We start from the raw sequence: 19,251 nt of genomic DNA, 5'->3' as shown, positions 1-19,251 counted from the left end.
CATCAAATATGAAATACATCAAAAAAGAACTGATATCCAAGGGAACATGGCTTTTTATGGTTTCCGCATTATTCCTTTTTATCAATTGCTCCGGACCCAAAAAAGTGAAGTTTGAAATACCTGTTGACACCAAGGATAAGCCCATCAGTTTTCAAACGAAAAAAAGTTATCAGTTTAAAGACTTGGGTGTTTCGGTCAGCAATGAATTTGATGGGGCTAGATTGAATGCGGCATCCCAACTTAATGATACAACTATTTTATTGCAATTTGATCCTGAAAACACACCGATAAACAAAAGCCCTTACTACGGTTTTAAGGTATGGTCGAACAGTCCAAAACAAATGTATTTCAGGTTTGCTTACCCGGAAGAATTTGAGCATCGATACATGCCCAAGAAGAAAATGAATGGGACCTGGAGTATAGTTGATTCTTTGGATTTCGCACAGACAGAGAACGGGCTACTGCTAAAACTCAATTTGGATGATAAACCTCAAACCATAGCCTCCCAAGAAATTAACACTTCCAAGGATGTACAGCAGTGGTATACCAATGAAATTATTAAAAACAGGGATTTTATTCGTGAAGGAAGCGTGGGACAGTCCAAACTGGGCAGGAATATTCCGGTTTTGGACATATATCATGGCAATTCCCAAGGAAAACCTATAATAATTTTGTTGACCAGACAGCATCCTCCCGAGGTTACCGGATATTTTGCATTTCAGCATTTTCTGGAAACTCTAGTGGATCAATCCGAACTTTCCACGCAATTTTTAAACAAGTACCGAGTACTGGTTTTTCCAATTATGAATCCTGATGGAGTAGATCTTGGGCATTGGAGGCACAATGCCAATGGGATTGATCTTAATCGCGATTGGTCTAAATACCGTCAACCTGAAATTAAAAATGTGGCAACACATATCCTCGATACCAGTAAGGAAAGCAATGGAAAAATTGTTTTGGGTCTTGATTTTCATTCAACCTACGAAGATGTTTTTTATACCAATGTTAAACGGGAAGGAACCACATTGCCCAATTTTATAGATGACTGGTTTGAAGTTTTGGAAAGAGATATCGAAGGCTATAAAGTAAATGAGGCAGCAGCGAACAGTACCCGCCCTGTATCCAAAGGGTGGTTTTTATATGGACATAATGCGACGGGAGTTACCTATGAAATAGGGGATGGTACCCCAAAAGAAAGAATAGCACAAATAGGGACAACCTCAGCAAAAGCAATGATGGAAGTCCTCCTAAAAGAATAAATGGGCAGCTTCCCCAGATTTTAGAGCTACCTACTCGCTCTCGGATGTTTATATAATGGGAATTAAATCGGCCTTGGGGTAAACCAACTCTCCAAGGCTTTTTTCTTTTCTGAATTTTACCATTGCAACGAAAAAACTCAAAAGCTCTAAATTTAATGCAGTTTCATAAGTGCTATCCAAAAATCGGATATGCTTTGCACCAATTCCCTAAAGCTTGTAACTTGTTGGACTTTATCAGTCATTCTTTTTAATTGTGTTGAACTTAGGAAAGTGAAATTCGATATTCATGACAAGTTTTTGAAGAAAATGTGGAAGCACACAATGTATCTTCTTGCATTGCTGGTTTTCCAAGCTGGTTTTGGTCAAAACCTGTTGCCACCAATTTATAACTACAAATTATCGGAGTACAAAGGGGCTAGTAAAAACTGGGGAGTTTCCATCAACGAAAGAGGGGAACTTTTTGCAGCGAACAATCAGGGATTGTTGTATTTCAATGGTGAAAAATGGGAACTTCATAAACTTCCAAACAATACAATTATTCGATCAGTCGCTGTTGTTGGTGACAAAATCTTTACGGGATCCTACGAAGAGTTTGGTTTTTGGAAGAAAAACGAAACAGGTGCCCTTCACTATACCTCTTTGACCCATTTAATCAAAGACCACGAATTTACAAGTGAGGAATTTTGGGAAATAATACCGATAAACGACAAAGTTCTTTTTAGATCGTTTTCTACCATTTATTGTTACGAAGATGAAAAAATCACTTTTATCGACCCTCCTCAGATTATATCGGATATTTTGATCCATCAGGACCGTTTTATAGTTGCTGCGGGTACAGAAGGTCTTTTTGAATTAAAGAACAAAGAATTGGTTCCCTTGCCAAACCAGGAAGCACTTTACGGCAAGACCTTAACCGATATGGTTTCTTTGGGGGACGATATTTTGATCGGGACCAAACTCAATGGCTGCTATATCTGGAATGGACAAGACATAGCACCTTGGAGCGTGGAGCTCAACCAAATCCTAAAACAACATCAACTTAATAAGATTTTAAAGCTGAGGGAGGACCAAATTGCTTTTGGAACCATCAAGAACGGTGTCTACCTCTTCGATGTCGGTACCAGAAATTTTAAAGTATTGAACAGGGAAGCAGGCCTTCAGAATAATACTGTGCTTTCCATGCAAGTTTTTCAAAATCAATTGTGGTTAGGTCTGGATAATGGCCTAGCACGCACCAAGTTGGACAATCCCATTACCTATTACACGGATTTTTCGGGCACTTTGGGCATGGTGTACGACATGGCATTGCATAACAGCCACCTTTTTATGGGAAGCAATACCGGTGTCTTTTATTTCGAAGGAAATGAACTAAGGTTTGTAAATGGCTCCCAAGGGCATGTTTGGGACCTCGAGGTCGTAGAAGGAGATTTGCTTTGTGGGCACAATACCGGAACTTATCGTGTTGGCCCAAACAGCTTCGAAAAAATTTCTGATTTTTCCGGGGGGTATGGATTTGAAAGGGTTCTCGAACAAGAAACGATGTACATTCAGGGAACCTATAATGGTCTGGCGAAATATGAAAAGGATATAAATGGAAAATGGAATGTCTCTAGGATAAATAATTTTGCGGAACCCGTTAAACACCTCTGTTTTGAAACTCCCAATATACTGTGGGCAGCGCACCCCTATAAAGGATACTATAGGCTGGAACTGGACAATACCTATGAAAATGTAATCACTCAAAAAGAGTTTACGAATGAAAACGCTCCCAGCGAATACAACATTAAACTCTACAACATCAAGAACCAGATTATATTTCGCGGTGAAAAATCATGGTACAAATACGATCCCATTGTGGATAGAATTGTGGTTTTTGAGGAATTTCAAAAATTCAATGACTTGGAACTTCTGTTCTATGACCATGATTACTTTTGGTTTGTTAACCGGGATGGCAAAAAAGAGATCGTACAAACCAACCTCAAGCAAGATAGCCTTACCATAGCTGATTTTTCGCTTGATGAACGATTGGCTCCGGATTCCCAAAATATCATCAAAGCAAATGATTCAATATCCTATATCACATTAAGTGACGGATTTGCCAAGGTCAATAGAAATACTTTGGAAGACTGGTTGAGTGGATTAAATCTTCCAATTCCGCATTTAAATACAGTTCGGGATGAAAGTACCATTCATCCAAATTCCCAAAACTCCACCCACATTGCATATAAGAATTCCCAGGTGATATCTTTCGAGGTATCTTCTCCGGAGTTAATGCAGCCTAGGTATCACTATACGCTGAATGGACCTAAGAACTATGCAGATTTTGTTGAAGATGGACTTATTCAATTTCAGAACCTTCCACACGGAAAATATCTGTTTCAAGTGTCTACCGTAGGGCAGGACAATGAAATTTCTAAACCTGCCTCCTTCAATTTTGAGATTGCACCTCCGTGGTACTTGTCAAACATGAGCATTGCGCTATATGCCCTTTTGGGTATAGTTGTGATTTTTGTAGTTCGGTATTACAACCGAAGAAAATTTGATCGAAAGCAAAGAGAACTTGAAAGACAAATGAAATTGGAGCAAGAAGAAAAACTTGCCGCATTGGAAAAGGAAAAATTGGCCCGTGAAATAAAACTCAAACAAAATGAATTGGCCAGTACCACCTTGAACATTGCCAAAAAGAACGAGATGATCCTTGAGCTTAAAAATATGTTATTGGTGAATAAAGATAAATTCTCCAACTCCCAGCGGTATCGTTCCTTTATCAAAAAGCTCAACAATTCCATTCAAGATACCGATGACTGGAAACGGTTTGAAGTCAACTTCAAAGAACTCCATGAAGACTTCTTTGAAAGATTGCTCAGGGAATATCCCAATCTTACCCCAAAAGATCTTAAGCTATGCGCCTATCTTAAAATGAATCTTTCCACAAAAGAGATTGCCCCACTGATGGCCATTTCGGTTCGTGGGGTGGAAATACATCGGTACAGACTACGTAAAAAGTTGGAAATTGATAGCTCCAAAAGCTTGTCCAACTTCTTAATAACCTTCTAAGCACCTTGGATACAGAAGTTTTCCTACACAATCCGATAAAAATCGAATACATCATTACTACGTCAAAATCAAAAAATTCTTTCTCATTTAACCAAAAACACTACTGCAAAGCCCACAAAAATGGACTTCTCCAGCGACTTTCCAAATGATGTATTTTTTATGTACCCCATTTCGACTTGACTGGACTGGTCCATTATTAATTTAGCAAAAACGCAACTCAACTATTAAATAATTATGAAAATTAGAAACGTATTATTAGTAATATTTCTTTTATTCACCCAAATCCTTGCATTTGGACAAAGTGATATTACAGTTTCGGGAACTGTTACCGATGAACAAGGAGAACCTTTACCAGGGGCTTCTATTATTCTAAAGGGTACAACAATTGGAGTGCAGACGGATTTCGATGGAAATTATTCCCTAACCAATGTTGATCCTTCTGGTATTTTGGTTTTTAGCTATATCGGTTATAGATCCCAGGAATTACCTGTAAATGGCCAAGTTACCATAAACGTTGCTCTGCAGGAGGACACGCAATTTCTGGATGAGGTTGTGGTAGTTGGTTATGGGGAACTAAAAGTTAAGGATTTAACCTCAGCGATTACTACCGTGAATTCCGAGGTATTGGACCTTGCTCCAGTGGGCCAACCAATGCAAGCACTACAGGGTAGGGTAGCTGGACTTCAAATTGTGAACAACGGAGGGCCCGGGCAATCGCCTACGGTCCGTGTTAGGGGTATCGGTTCCTATGATACGGGAGCGTCAGGACCTCTATTTGTTGTTGATGGTGCTTTCTTTAATGATATTGCTTTTTTGAATCCAACCGATATTGAATCGGTTTCTATCCTAAAAGATGCCTCCGCAGCGGCTATCTATGGAGTACGTGCTGCGAATGGAGTCGTTTTAATAGAGACCAAATCCGGTAAGTTCAATCAAAAGGCACAAATAACGTACAATGGCTATTCCGGTTATCAGGTCCCACAGAATGTGCTAAAAATGGCCAATGCCGAACAGTTTACCAATCTTGCTTTGGAATCCGGTTCTGCTCCTGATGCTGAATTTATTCTGAATGCAATGCAGCGATATGGACGTAGCAGGATCAATCCCAATGTACCTGATGTAAACACGGATTGGTATGATGAGGTAATGCGCTTGGCACTTATTCAAAACCATAGTGTGGGAATTACAGGTGGAAGTGATACAGCAACCTACGCTATTGGTGCCAATTATTTTGAACAGGGAGGACTTCTTAGAATGAAGAATGAATACGAACGGTTCAACCTAAGAAGTAAGATTGATTTTAAAGCTACGGATTGGTTGAAGGTTGGAGGAAGTGTGGTGCTGAGTAATTCAACTCGTTTTGATGCAGAAAATTCAGCATGGCGTTTAGCATACTACGCGGTACCAATATTACCTGTTTTTGACCCGCTATTGGCTGAGGATCCTAATGTTTTTCCAACACCATATGCCAACGCCCAAGATTTGGGCTATCGAGGCGGCCAGAACCCGTTTCCAACTATGGATTTTAGCGAGAACCGTTCCAAAATCAGAAATATTGTGGCCAACTTCTATGCGGAGGTTGACCTGATTCCTGAAAAATTAAAATTTAGAACGGCTTATAACCACAACTTTGAAAGTGTAAATCGAAGAGAGGTAAGATTACCTTATTTTATTGGGGACAACTTTCAAAGGGTTGATGCAAACCTGCTAAAACGCAGTATTACAACGTCCAATCAAATATGGGATAATACCTTGACCTTTACAGATTCCTTTGGAAAGCATAACCTAACTGTTTTAGGAGGTACATCTTTTAGAGATGAAGCCTTGGATTTGATCCAAGCCCGGGGTCTTAATTTCCCATTGACGGGCGAAGAGGCATATTTCATCAATTTGGCGCAGACCATTGTTGAGGAAGATACCTTTGATGGTGGAGCCAGGGAATTTGGTTTTTCCTATTTCGGACGGATATCCTACAACTTTGACAACCGCTATTTACTGTATGGAACTTTTCGTGCTGATGGTACAAACAAGTACCAGGAAAAATGGGGCTATTTCCCCACTATAGGTGCCGGATGGGTAGTTTCTGAAGAATCCTTCTTCCCAGAAAATAACGTGGTAAGCTTTTTAAAGTTAAGAGGAAGCTGGGGTGAATTGGGTAACGATAGAATACCTTCCAGTGAAGGTTCCATTACATCAGAAGTAGTGACTACCGCTCTTGGCGATATCCTTTTCAGTGGTTTGAATACAAGTAGTGACTTTACGGCTTTAAAATGGGAAGTTACCGAAGAAATCAATGCAGGTCTTTCGGCAAGGATGTTCAATGACAACCTTTCTGTTGAGGCAGATTACTACATTAGGGATACCAAAGATGCAGTGATACCAGTACTGCGCCCCTTGATTCCTGGGGCTACGCGCCAGAACGTTGGTGAAATCCGAAATACCGGTTTGGAGATAGCGCTGAATTGGGATAAAAGGGTTTCTGACGATTTCAGCTATTCCATAGGGGCAAATTTTGCCACTTTGGACAATGAAGTTCTCGGTCTTGGTGGCGCTGAATTTTTGGATGCGGGAACTGCGGAATTCCGTCAGCGTTCCATTGTTGGTGAATCAATCTTTGCTTTCTATGGAAGGGAGATTGTAGGCGTATATCAAAACGATGCTGAAATACAGGCCGACCCTGTCGCTGTGGCCAATAATCTGGAACCTGGGGATTTTATTTATAGGGACATCAACGGCGATGGCGATATCAATGATGACGATCGTACCGTTTTAGGATCTTTTCTTCCTTCTTATTCCTTCGGATTCAACGTTGGCTTCAACTATAAGAACTGGGACTTAGCTGCTAGCGCAATCGGTCAGGGAGGTAATTCCATCCTAAATAGAAAAAGAGGAGAGGTCATTTTTACCAATGATACCAATTGGGATCGTGATTTTGCAGTAAACAGATGGCATGGTGAGGGAACAACCAACAGTTATCCGTCATCAGCGGGTATCAGAAAAGGATGGAACCAGAGACTCAATGATTTCTTTATTGAGGATGGAGATTTTTTCAGGATTCAAAATATTACCCTCGGATATACCATCAACAAAGATGGTGCCCACCAAGGTATTCCGCAGGTAAGAATCTATGCAACCGCAGAAAAACCTTTGACCTTGTTTGACTACAATGGATTTAATCCAGAAGTAGCCAACGGAGTGGATAACGAAACTTACCCAGTGCCAGCAGTCTACACTATTGGCGTCAATGTAAAAATTTAAAAAAAAGAAAATGAAGCTAATCGAGAAAATTAAAACAATTACCCTATCGGCCATACTAGTATTGGTCGCGATAGGATGTTCGGACAAATTGGATGAGCCTCAACTCAACAACAATTTTGCCGGGGGTACCGATTTTACACAAACCCAAGATATGATACTGTCCATTATTGGGGTGTACGAAGCATTTCAATCCAGAGGTTGGGAACAACCTCTATTAATAGCGGTCCGAGGGGATGATGTTAATGCAGGAGGACTTGGAGACCAACAGGATTTTGCCGAGACAGACCTTTTCAATTATAACAAGGATTACTGGATGTACAATTCCGTTTGGCAAAATATCTATGCTGATATCATTACTGCCCATACAGGGATGGAACAAATTGGCAGGTACCAGGAATTGGCCGATTTGGATGGTCAAGCTTTGGGAGACCAATATATTGCTGAAGCCAAAGTACTTCGGGCCATAATGTTATTTCACATTGCACAGGTTTGGGGCAATGTATTTATTCCGACCTCTTCCGAAACAGCAGATTTGCTCGATGTGGAAACCCTTCCTAACCAAGACGAGGTGATGCAGCATATTTCTGACCAAATGGATGAAGCTGTTTCTTTTCTTCCTGATATGCGTCCTAATGAAAGAACTGACCTTCCCGGAGGAGTAACACGATATACTGCTTTGGCGATTAAGGCTTTGGCCAATCAAGAATTGGGAAATTATCAAGTTGTGGCGGATGCTTGTGCGCAAATCATCAACTCCAACAGGTTTAGCCTATATCCAGATTTTTACGAACTATTTAAAACTCCTGGAAAACTGAGTGATGAGGTTATATTGGATATGCAATATTCCGACTTTGGTCAGGGAGAAGGTGACCGCGAAGGGCATCTGTACGCACCTTACGGACCACAAGGGTGGACACCAGCTGTAGATGGGGCATCAAGTGGTTGGGGCTTTTTTGAGCCTAGTATGAAATTCATCAAGTTTATGTTGGACAGAGGCGAGACCGTAAGACTGGAAACCAGCGTGCTTTTTACCGATCGTGGTATAGCTGAATTGCAAACTGATCCTGCCTACGCGACATTGCCTGCCTTTGTAACGAACACCACTCGTGATGGCGATATTATCAACGATTATGCTCGAGCACTATTTGCCAGTGGGAAGCACTATTTACCTTCCAACCAATTGATTCCAGGAAGAACGGCGTATGGAAGTAATAAGAATTTCAATATCATCCGTTATGCAGAAGTCCTATTAATGTATGCCGAAGCGTTGGCGCAAGGAGCTTCTGGATCTGGAATGTCAGCAGACGCCGCCGTTAATATGGTTCGTGCCAGATCAGGTATGGCACCGTTGGCTGGTGTGACCGTAGATCAGGTGCTGGACGAAAAATTTGCCGAGCTTTCAATGGAGTGGGGTAAACGCTATTACGATATGATAAGATTGGGTAGAACCGGCGAATTAAGTTATGATGGTAGAACCTTTGATCAAAGTCAGGCATTCCTACCTTATCCGCAAGCCCAGGTAGATCAGTTTCCAATCTTGGAAGAACTAAACCCATAAACCTAAAAGATAAGAATCATGAAAAATTTGTATAAAATATTCGTTGCATCCTTCGCTCTGATTGGGTTTATGGCCTGCGATCAAGGAATAGATGCCATAACTTTTGTAGATCCTGGAGCCGATGCATCAGCACCTCAGGTTACCATAAATTACCCTGTGGAAGGCACAACAATAAAAGTTTTGGAAGAGATTACCTCAATCACTGTGGATTTTGAAGTGACAGACGACATTGAAGTCTCCAAAGTAGATGCACTTTTGGACGGTAAAAACATAGGTAGCCTTACTAGCTTTAAGGATTATCGTCGTGTTTTGGTAGATGATATTACCTACGATAAATTGGACGATGGCGACCATCAATTTACGGTAAATGCCACGGACACGGATGGAAAAACAACTTCTGTAACCGTAAACTTCGTCAAAGAACCTGCCTATGTTCCCTTGTACACCGGGGAGGTACTTTATATGCCTTTTGATGGGGATTATTTCGATTTAGTAGGTTTAAGACCTGCCAATCAAGTAGGCTCACCATCATTTGCGGGAGAAGGATTTGTTGGGCTCAATGCCTATGCCGGTGCTACTGACTCCCACCTTGAATTGTCCACGGAAGATATGCTTGGCGATGAGTTTAGTGCTGTATTTTGGTATAAAGTGAATGCAGACCCCGATCGAGCTGGAATTTTAGTTATTGGACCACCAGACACGGAACGCGTTGGTTTTCCAGAAACACAGAACTTAAGAACAAGTGGATTCCGGTTCTTTAGGGAGAATGCAGGAGGAGAACAGCGATTCAAACTGAATGTTGGACGAGGGGATGGAGATTCTTGGTTCGATGGTGGTGATGCTGCCGATATACCTGCAGATGCAAGTTGGACCCATATGGCTTTCACAATATCCCAAAGTAGGGCAACCGTATATATCAATGGTGAAATTGTAAGCCAGGGAGACTTTAGTGGAGTTGATTGGACAGACTGCGACTTGCTTTCAATCATGTCTGGAGCGCCTCGTTTTACCCAATGGAACCATCTTTCGGATTTAAGTAATATGGATGAGCTTCGTATGTTCAATAGGGAACTTTCGCAAGGCGAAATCCAAAATATTATGACCACGGAAGCTGGAGGTTTTGTGGGGACCTTCGAAGGTGAGATGTTCTATATGCCTTTTGATGGTGATAATACAGAAATGTTTAAAGATCTGGAAGCCACTGCAGTGGGAAGCCCGACATTTGCTGGAGAAAGTGTTGCTGGTAGTGATGCCTATGCCGGAGCAACCGATTCATACCTAACGTTCCCTACCAATGGTTTGACAACTGAGGAATTCAGCGCCTCCATGTGGTATAAGATTAATGCGGCACCGGACCGCGCGGGAATCCTGGTTATGGGTCCTCCAGATACGGAAAGACCCGAATTTCCGGATATTCAAAACCTTAGAACCAATGGATTCCGATTTTTCAGGGAAGCCGGAGGTGACGGACAGATATTCAAATTGAATGTAGGACGCGGCGATGGAGATTCCTGGTTCGACGGTGGTGTAACGGCATCCATACCTTCCGATACGGCAGAATGGGTTCACTTGGCATTTACCATTTCCAATTCGGAATGTGTTGTGTACATTGATGGTGAAGTAGTTGCACAAGGTGATTTTACTGGAGTGGATTGGACAGGATGTGATATTCTTTCCATCGGTTCCGGTGCGCCTAGGTTTAATCAATGGAACCATCTTTCGGATTTGAGTTATATAGATGAGTTAAGGCTTTTTGATAAGGCTTTGTCCCAATCTGAAGTTCAATCCGTTATGAATTTTGATCAATAAAAACGAACAGCATAAATATATTTTGAGTTAGTTAATTTTCAATGAGGTTAGTTTTAATTTCAGTCTCTTTGGTCGTTGTATCCTTAGTAGCAGGGTGCAATGGCCAAAGAGCTTCTAAGGACCATGCTAAAGCAGAACATACTGCAAAAAAAGCCTATTCCGATACCGAATTGTTGGATTTGGTACAGCAGCAGACATTCAACTATTTCTGGGAAGGAGCGGAACCTATTTCTGGTTTGGCTCGTGAACGAATCCATTTAGATAATATATATCCAAGCCATGACAAGGACATTGTAACCATTGGAGGTTCAGGTTTTGGTTTGATGGCCATTCTAGTAGGTATTGAGAGAGGATTTGTGACAAGATCCCAAGCTTTGGACAGATTTGAGAAAGCTGTCGACTTTCTTGAAAAAGCAGATCGTTTTCATGGAGCTTGGCCCCATTGGCTTATGCCGAATGGACAAACCGCTCCCTTCAGTCCCAAAGATAATGGTGGGGATTTAGTTGAAACAGCATTTTTGATACAAGGTTTGCTAACGGTAAAGGAGTATTTCAGTCAGGGCAATGAACGGGAACAAAAGCTTTGTGCAAAGATTCAGGAACTCTGGGAAGGTGTGGAATGGGACTGGTACACCAAGGGAGGCGAAGATGTGTTGTATTGGCATTGGAGCCCGGATTATCAATGGGAAATGAATTTTCCCGTCGGCGGTTATAATGAAGCTTTGATCATGTATATCCTTGCCGCCAGTTCTCCCACACACACCATCGAAAAAGAAGTATATCAAAAAGGATGGGCAAGAAATGGTAAAATTACTGAGGGAACCAATTACTATGGACTAGAAACGGAATTAGACCATTATGAGCACGATAGCGCACCTGTTGGACCTTTGTTTTGGGCTCATTATTCCTACCTGGGACTGGATCCAAACGGACTATCGGATTCCTATGCCGATTACGAACTTTTGAATGTTAACCATGCCTTGATTCATTATAGACATAGTATGGAAAACCCCAATAAATTTAAGGGCTATGGAGAAAACTGTTGGGGATTGACCTCAAGTTACTCTCCCAAAGGTTATGCAGGTCATAGACCAGACCAGGATATCGGGGTCATTTCACCTACGGCAGCCCTTTCCTCCATGCCCTATACCCCTGAGGAAAGTATGCGATTTTTAAAGTTTTTGTACACTGAGCAGGACAGTCTTATTGGTAAATATGGCCCTTATGATGCATTTAGTCTTGAAAAGAACTGGTATCTGCCAAGATATCTGGCAATTGATCAAGGCCCGATTCCTGTAATGATTGAAAACTATAGAAGTGGTTTGTTATGGAAACTTTTTATGGCAAACAGTGATGTTCGCAAAGGTCTTAAAAGATTAGGGTTTCAACATAAATATGACAAAAATGAAGGGTAAGTACACATCCTTTATTTTGCTTTTCACCCTGCTGTTTATGGCTTGTGGAGAGGATGATTATTCCTATTCCCCAACCCCTTTTCCAGAGGATGATTCCGTTACACCCCCGGAACCTACCATAAGTGATACAGAGCTGTTGAACCTCACCCAACGTGAAACCTTCAAATACTTTTGGGATTTTGCTGAAGCGAACTCTGGCGGAGCACGGGAACGCTACCACCCAAACGAACCTGGCAGGGATGCACATGTGGTAACTTCCGGCGGAACCGGTTTTGGTTTAATGGCCATTTTAGTGGGGATAGAACGGGCTTATGTCACCCGTGAGCAAGCTGTGGAACGGATTGCAACCCTATTGGATTTTTTGGAGAATGCGGACCGATTCCATGGAGCTTGGTCCCACTGGATTAATGGAAACAATGGATCTGTAATCCCTTTTAGTCCGTCCGATAACGGTGGAGATTTGGTGGAAACCGCCTTTTTGGTTCAAGGCCTTATTTGCATCAAGGAATATTTCAAAAATGGATCTGATTCCGAGAAAGCCCTTGCGGAGCAAGCCGATAATCTATGGAAAGGCGTAGAATGGGACTGGTTTACCCAGAATAAAAATGCCCTGTATTGGCACTGGAGCCCAAATTTTGGATTTGATATCAATTTAGAACTTAAGGGGTATAATGAGGTATTGATTACCTATGTTTTGGCAGCAGCTTCGCCAGATTATGGTATTACAAAAGAGGTGTATACCAACGGATGGGCGTCCAATGGTGGTTTTACCTCCTCAAATACACAATACGGATTACCACTTTTGGTAAGACATCCAGGAGCCCAACAATATGGCGGTCCTTTGTTTTGGGCCCATTATTCCTATTTGGGCTTAAATCCAAATGGACTTTCTGACGACCATGTGAGCTATTGGAATGTAAACGCCAACCATAGTAACATCAACTACCAATATTGTGTGGAAAATCCCAAAAACTTTGAGGATTACGGACCAGATTGCTGGGGGTTGACCGCCAGCTATTCCAGAAACAATGACGGTACCCGTGGATACAATGCGCATCATCCGGCCAATGATATTGGGGTGATTTCTCCTACTGCGGCCATTTCTTCTATCCCATATACGCCTGACAAATCCATTAGGGCCATGCATTATTTCTATAGGAATAAGGATAAATTGTTGGGACCTGCCGGATTTTATGATGCATTCAGTCCAGAGCACAATTTTTGGGTGGCAGATGCTTATTTGGCAATAGACCAAGGACCTCAAATTATTATGATTGAAAACCACAGAACTGGCCTATTGTGGAATCTGTTCATGCAAAATGAAGATGTGCAAAACGGCCTAGACCTTTTGGGATTTCAATACCTCAAGTAAAATAGCGGAAGTAACTATTTACCGCTGATGCAATACAATACAATGAAAGTAAAACACCTTATAACAACTTTTGTCCTCTTTCTTTTATGCCTTGATGGTCTGTTGGGGCAGTCCAATGGCGCCATTCCTCAAGTAGAGGAGTTGGTAAAAAAAATGACCTTGGAGGAGAAGATAGGACAGTTGAATCTACTTACCCCTGGCGGCGGAGTTGCCACTGGTGCTGTGGTCAGTAAAAATGTTGAAGCCAAGATAAAAGCAGGTCAGGTCGGAGGTCTTTTTGGGGTTTCTGGGCCCGAAAAGGTTCGAATGGCCCAAGAAATGGCCGTAAACCATACGCGTCTAAAGATTCCATTATTAATAGGTGCTGATGTAATCCATGGCTATAAAACTACCTATCCTATCCCGCTGGGTCTTTCATGTAGTTGGGACATGGATTTAATAGAAAAAGCTGCTAAAATGGCTGCTTCCGAAGCAACAGCCGATGGTATTATGTGGAATTTTTCTCCCATGGTCGATATTGCCCGTGACCCCAGATGGGGACGAATTGCCGAAGGAGCAGGGGAGGACCCTTTTCTTGGATCTGCAATTGCCAAGGCTATGGTGAACGGTTATCAAGGAAATGATTTAAGCGCTTCGAACACCATGTTGGCTTGTGTAAAGCACATGGCCCTTTATGGAGCTTCCGAAGCAGGAAGGGATTATCATTCGGTTGATATGAGCAAGACAAAAATGTTCAATCAATATCTACCTCCGTACAAAGCTGCGGTTGATGCTGGAGTGGTAAGTGTAATGAGTTCTTTTAACGATGTAGATGGTGTACCTGCTTCTGGAAATAAGTGGTTATTGACCTCCTTACTTCGAGAGCGCTGGGGTTTTGATGGTTTTGTGGTTTCAGATTATACTTCCGTCAATGAAATGGTGGCCCATGGACTTGGAAATCTACAAGCCGTTTCAAACCTCGCCTTGAAGGCAGGACTTGACATGGACATGGTCGGCGAAGGCTTTTTGACTACCCTAAAAAAATCGGTGGAAGAGGGGACGCTTACAGAAGGGGAAATTACCAAAGCCTGTAGAAGAGTTTTGGAAGCCAAATTTAGAGCGGGACTCTTTGATGACCCTTATCGTTATTTGGATGTTGACAGAGCCAAAACTGAAATTCTATCAGCGGACAACAGGGCTTTGGCCCGTAAACTTGCGACGCGTTCGTTTGTGCTGCTCAAAAATCACAATCAAATTCTTCCTTTACAAAAGACCGCTAAAATTGCACTGATTGGCCCTTTGGCCCATAGCCGAAACAACATGTTGGGAACCTGGGCCCCGACTGGAAACACTGATCTGGCGGTAACCGTTTTGGAAGGATTCAAAAATGCCATACCAAATGCAACTATTCAATATGCAAAGGGTGCGAACATTTCGGATGATGTAGATTTTGCCAAAAAGGTGAATGTTTTTGGACCCAGGATTCAAATTGATGAACGCTCACCAGAAGTACTGTTGGAGGAAGCAAAACAGATTGCCAGTTCATCAGATGTTGTAGTGGCAGTGCTGGGTGAAGCTACAGAAATGAGTGGTGAGGCTGCAAGTCGAACCGACCTTTCAATTCCTAAGAGTCAAAAGAAGCTATTAAAAGCGTTAGTGGAAACGGGTAAACCTGTAGCGGTCATTCTTATGAGTGGAAGACCATTGACCATCCCAGAAGAGTATGACATGCCAATTGCTTTATTACAGGTGTGGCATCCCGGAGTAGAAGCCGGTAATGCAATAGCGGACGTTGTTTATGGAGCGTACAATCCTTCCGGAAAACTAACGGCTACATGGCCACGAAATGTGGGACAGATTCCCATTTATCACAGCTCAAAAAATACGGGGAGACCAGCTCCAAAGGAGTTTAAGAAATTCACCTCTAATTATTTGGATGTTGCCAATTCACCGTTGCTGCCTTTTGGGTATGGTTTAAGCTATACCTCATTCGAATATTCTGATTTAAAACTGAGTAAAAAACAAATTGCCCAAGAAGAGTCCATTGAGGTAACCGTAACGGTTAAAAACAAAGGTGATTTTGATGGAGAAGAAGTCGTGCAATTGTACCTCAGAGATGTAGTTAGAAGCATCACTCCACCTAAAAAACAGCTCAAGGGATTTAAAAAAATACGCATACGAAAGGGAGAAAGTAAAACGATCACACTGAATTTAGAACCAGATGATTTGAAATTTTATGATAGTAATATGGAATTTGTTGCAGAACCTGGAAAGTTTGAGGTTTTTGTGGGTTCGAATTCTGATGCCGACCTAAAGGAGGCATTTACCTTAAAAGATTTGTCAGGTCAATATTAATCTGTCGGTATGAGTTGGAGACTAATGGTAATTGGGATTTTGCTGTTTTTGGCTTGCAAGACGGAGAAAGTGGAAAACCCACCGCCCAACATTGTTTTTATAATGGCCGATGACCATGCATTTCAGGCCATAAGTGCCTATGGGCACGAATTATCCAAACTGGCGCCGACACCAAACATTGATCGTTTGGCCAAAAATGGCACAATTTTCCAAAATAGTTTTTGTACTAACGCTATTTGTGGTCCAAGTAGGGCGGTAATTCTAACCGGAAAACATAGTCATGTTAATGGGTTTCGAATGAATGGAGAAAGGTTTGATAACAGTCAAGCGACACTGCCCAAATACCTTCAAAAACTGGGTTACGAAACATCCATAATAGGAAAATGGCATTTACATGGTGAACCTACAGGTTTTGACCATTGGGATATTTTAAATGATCAAGGAAATTATTACAATCCGGAATTTATAAAGGGCATTGACACCACCATGGTGGAAGGTTATGCGACAGATATCGTGACCTCAAAAAGTTTGGATTGGTTACATGGAAGAAACAAGGATAAACCTTTTTTCTTAATGGTCCACCATAAGGCCCCACATAGAAATTGGATGCCTGCACTCCGGCATGCGAATAAGTATGATTCCATTACATTTCCTTTGCCAAAAACCTATTTTACTTCGCATACAAATCAAGAAGCGGCCCTACAGCAACAGCAAACCATATTTACGGATATGTATGAGGGACATGACTTAAAAATGACTGTAGCTTATGGCAGTAGTGAATTGGCACACAATCCATGGACCACCGATTTTGACCGAATGTCACCGGAGCAGCGAAAAGAATGGGATGCTACCTACAAGCCAAAAAATGATGCATTCCATAAGGCCAAACTTTCAGGAAGAGAGCTGGCCGTTTGGAAAGGGCAAAGATATTTGCAAGATTATCTTGCTACAGTGGCTGCCGTTGACGAAGGTGTTGGTAAGATATTGGATTACCTGGAGGCAAACCAACTGCACCACAATACGCTGGTGGTATATACCTCGGATCAGGGATTTTACCTAGGGGAAAAAGGATGGTTCGACAAACGCTTCATGTATGAAGAATCGCTTCGTATGCCCTTGCTTATGCAGTTGCCAGGGGTAATAGAACCCAATACTTCAATCGATGCCATGGTCCAAAACCTTGATTTTACACCTACTTTTTTGGATTTGGCTGGAGGAAAGGAATATACCGAAGCTATGCAAGGAGAATCTTTTAGGCAACTTCTTGAAGGTTCAAAACAGGATTTTAAAGACGCTATATATTATCATTATTATGATTATCCAGCATTTCATATGGTAAAAAAACAATACGGAATTCGGACAAAGCGCTATAAACTAATCCATTTTTATGATGATATTGATGCTTGGGAATTTTATGACTTGGAAGAGGATCCCCGAGAGCTATACAATGCCATTGATGATGAAGCTTATGTTGATGAAATTAAATTGATGCATCAAAAGCTGGATAGTCTCCAATTACACTATGAAGTAGATGAAAAAGAGTTCGAAAAGGCCTCTGCTGATGAAATAAACAAAGCTTACGAATCTTTCAAGCGACTTCGCGGAACCCCGATGTCAAAATGAGTGTGGTCCACAGTTTGATTTCTATACCACTCGCTCTTCACAGACTTGTGAAATTATATGCTTAAGCATGGTTTCAACAGGTGGTTTTTCGTAAACACCGTCCATTCCCGATTTCTTGGAAAGTGATTGTACCTCATCGTTGATCAAGCCTGTCAACCCAAAAATTGGTATGGATACACCTTTGCTTCGCATTTCCTTTACAAGCTCATAACCACTGATTCCCGGCATATTGATATCGGTAAAAACTAAATCAGGATTTAAGGAATCCACTTGATCAAGAAGCGAGGCTCCATCTTCTAGCATTGTGATATTTCCACCAATTTTGCTGAAGACCACCTCAGTTAGTGTGCGCATCAAAATGTCATCATCTACCACCACAATGTTTAATTTTTCATCCTCAAGTTGGATTTCTTCACCAGCAATCTGCTCAGATTGTGTTTCTGTCGGCTCCAGTTCCTTAATTGGAAGTTCAATTTTAAAGCACGAACCAACTCCGACCTCGCTGATTACTGATATTTTGGCGTTGTGGGCATCCACTATTTTTTTGACTATCATGAGTCCAAGTCCCGTGCTTTTTTCCCCGGCGGTTGATTTTACCGATGTTTTAGCGAAGGGATTGAATAATTGGTCAATTTCACTTTTAGGAATACCCAGACCTTCATCTTGAAGGGAAAGGATTAGGGTGTTGCCCTTTTTTTCCGCCTCGAGGCGAATGGTGGTACCTTCATGTGAAAACTTTATAGCATTGGTGATCAAATTATTGAGCACCTGGTTCATTTTGTTTTTATCAAAGGCCGATGTAAGCTTATCTACCTTGATCTTGCTCTTTAGGCTTATGTTCTTTTTATCTGCGAACACTTGGTTGAATCGAATGTTGGTCTCCAAGAACGATTGAACCTCTACCATTTCCTCGGTCAAATCTATATTCCCGGATTCCATTTTACTGATGTCAAGGAAATCGTTTACAAGGTTTTGGGCAAACTTGGTAGACACTACAATGTTCTCGAGTTCTTGGATTTTTGATGCATCTTTCAAGACAAGTTTTAATTCTGTTAGCAAGGATTTGGAGTAGAACTCAATGATTGCCAGCGGATTTCTGATGTCATGGGCTGCCATGCCCAAAAACTTGCTTTTTAGCTTGTTCAATGCATCCAACTCCCGGTTTTGTAGCTCCAACGCCCGTTTTTGGTTGAAAAGCGTAACAAAAATGTCAACCTTGGCCGATACAATATCTGGATCTAAAGGTTTGTATAGATAATCCACGGCACCTTCAGAGTATCCCTTGATCACATATTGCTTTTCCTTATTGATGGCCGTCGCAAATATTACAGGAATGTGCTTGTTTTCTTTTTTGCTTCTAAAGATTTCCACAAATTCAAAGCCGTTCATTTCAGGCATTTGAACATCGGTGATGACCAAGGCAAATTCATGGGTTCTGGCCAATTTTAGAGCCTCGTTTCCACTGGTGGCCGATATTATCTCCCGATCTTCGTTTTCAATGATCTGTTCCAAAGAGTACAGATTCTCCACCAAATCGTCTACAATAAGAATTTTGGCTTTGTCCAT

Annotated in this window: 10 protein-coding genes; 9 read left to right on the top strand and 1 reads right to left on the bottom strand. The window is 41.7% G+C overall.

The window, feature by feature from the left end:
• The first annotated feature begins 8 nt into the window (after positions 1-8).
• From ACULLH_RS14420 to ACULLH_RS14380, 9 genes are all read left to right on the top strand, one after another.
• On the top strand, positions 9-1,259 hold the full coding sequence (locus ACULLH_RS14420) for a M14 family metallopeptidase (RefSeq protein ID WP_454089457.1): 1,251 nt from the start codon (positions 9-11) through the stop codon (positions 1,257-1,259).
• 321 nt (positions 1,260-1,580) lie between these two features.
• Positions 1,581-4,316, top strand: coding sequence for a LuxR C-terminal-related transcriptional regulator (locus ACULLH_RS14415; protein ID WP_454089456.1), 2,736 nt, complete (start codon positions 1,581-1,583; stop codon positions 4,314-4,316).
• A 234-nt stretch (positions 4,317-4,550) separates the two neighbouring features.
• The gene (locus tag ACULLH_RS14410) at positions 4,551-7,574 is read left to right on the top strand and encodes a SusC/RagA family TonB-linked outer membrane protein (RefSeq protein ID WP_454089455.1); all 3,024 of its coding nucleotides are present in this window, start codon (positions 4,551-4,553) and stop codon (positions 7,572-7,574) included.
• 10 nt (positions 7,575-7,584) lie between these two features.
• The gene (locus ACULLH_RS14405) at positions 7,585-9,132 is read left to right on the top strand and encodes a RagB/SusD family nutrient uptake outer membrane protein (RefSeq protein ID WP_454089454.1); all 1,548 of its coding nucleotides are present in this window, start codon (positions 7,585-7,587) and stop codon (positions 9,130-9,132) included.
• An 18-nt stretch (positions 9,133-9,150) separates the two neighbouring features.
• Positions 9,151-10,941 (top strand): LamG-like jellyroll fold domain-containing protein, encoded by a 1,791-nt coding sequence (locus ACULLH_RS14400; protein ID WP_454089453.1) that lies wholly within the window; start codon positions 9,151-9,153, stop codon positions 10,939-10,941.
• A gap of 41 nt (positions 10,942-10,982) precedes the next feature.
• Positions 10,983-12,356 (top strand): glucoamylase family protein, encoded by a 1,374-nt coding sequence (locus tag ACULLH_RS14395; RefSeq protein WP_454089452.1) that lies wholly within the window; start codon positions 10,983-10,985, stop codon positions 12,354-12,356.
• Entirely contained in the window at positions 12,346-13,728 is a 1,383-nt protein-coding gene (locus ACULLH_RS14390; protein WP_454089451.1) for a glucoamylase family protein, read from the top strand. The genes ACULLH_RS14395 and ACULLH_RS14390 overlap by 11 nt, the downstream gene beginning before the upstream one ends.
• A gap of 42 nt (positions 13,729-13,770) precedes the next feature.
• Complete coding sequence (bglX, locus tag ACULLH_RS14385; RefSeq protein WP_454089450.1) at positions 13,771-16,062, top strand: beta-glucosidase BglX; 2,292 nt, start codon at positions 13,771-13,773, stop codon at positions 16,060-16,062.
• A 9-nt stretch (positions 16,063-16,071) separates the two neighbouring features.
• Positions 16,072-17,685: a sulfatase family protein gene (locus ACULLH_RS14380; RefSeq protein WP_454089449.1), complete on the top strand. Its 1,614-nt coding sequence runs from the start codon at positions 16,072-16,074 to the stop codon at positions 17,683-17,685.
• Positions 17,686-17,706: 21 nt separating this feature from the next.
• Here ACULLH_RS14380 and ACULLH_RS14375 read toward each other — a convergent pair whose 3' ends face one another.
• Positions 17,707-19,251, bottom strand: coding sequence for a hybrid sensor histidine kinase/response regulator (locus tag ACULLH_RS14375; protein ID WP_454089448.1), 1,545 nt, complete (start codon positions 19,249-19,251; stop codon positions 17,707-17,709).

The organism is Flagellimonas sp. 2504JD4-2 (genome assembly GCF_053642935.1).
Note: the sequence above shows the minus strand (reverse complement) of the source record. Positions and strands in the feature narration are given on the sequence as shown.

Coding starts and splice junctions, on each gene's coding strand:
- ACULLH_RS14375 (WP_454089448.1), bottom strand. CDS start 19,251: ATGGACAAAGCCAAAATTCTTATTGTAGACGATTTGGTGGAGAATCTG.
- ACULLH_RS14400 (WP_454089453.1), top strand. CDS start 9,151: ATGAAAAATTTGTATAAAATATTCGTTGCATCCTTCGCTCTGATTGGG.
- bglX (WP_454089450.1), top strand. CDS start 13,771: ATGAAAGTAAAACACCTTATAACAACTTTTGTCCTCTTTCTTTTATGC.
- ACULLH_RS14405 (WP_454089454.1), top strand. CDS start 7,585: ATGAAGCTAATCGAGAAAATTAAAACAATTACCCTATCGGCCATACTA.
- ACULLH_RS14415 (WP_454089456.1), top strand. CDS start 1,581: ATGTATCTTCTTGCATTGCTGGTTTTCCAAGCTGGTTTTGGTCAAAAC.
- ACULLH_RS14395 (WP_454089452.1), top strand. CDS start 10,983: ATGAGGTTAGTTTTAATTTCAGTCTCTTTGGTCGTTGTATCCTTAGTA.
- ACULLH_RS14410 (WP_454089455.1), top strand. CDS start 4,551: ATGAAAATTAGAAACGTATTATTAGTAATATTTCTTTTATTCACCCAA.
- ACULLH_RS14390 (WP_454089451.1), top strand. CDS start 12,346: ATGAAGGGTAAGTACACATCCTTTATTTTGCTTTTCACCCTGCTGTTT.
- ACULLH_RS14380 (WP_454089449.1), top strand. CDS start 16,072: ATGAGTTGGAGACTAATGGTAATTGGGATTTTGCTGTTTTTGGCTTGC.
- ACULLH_RS14420 (WP_454089457.1), top strand. CDS start 9: ATGAAATACATCAAAAAAGAACTGATATCCAAGGGAACATGGCTTTTT.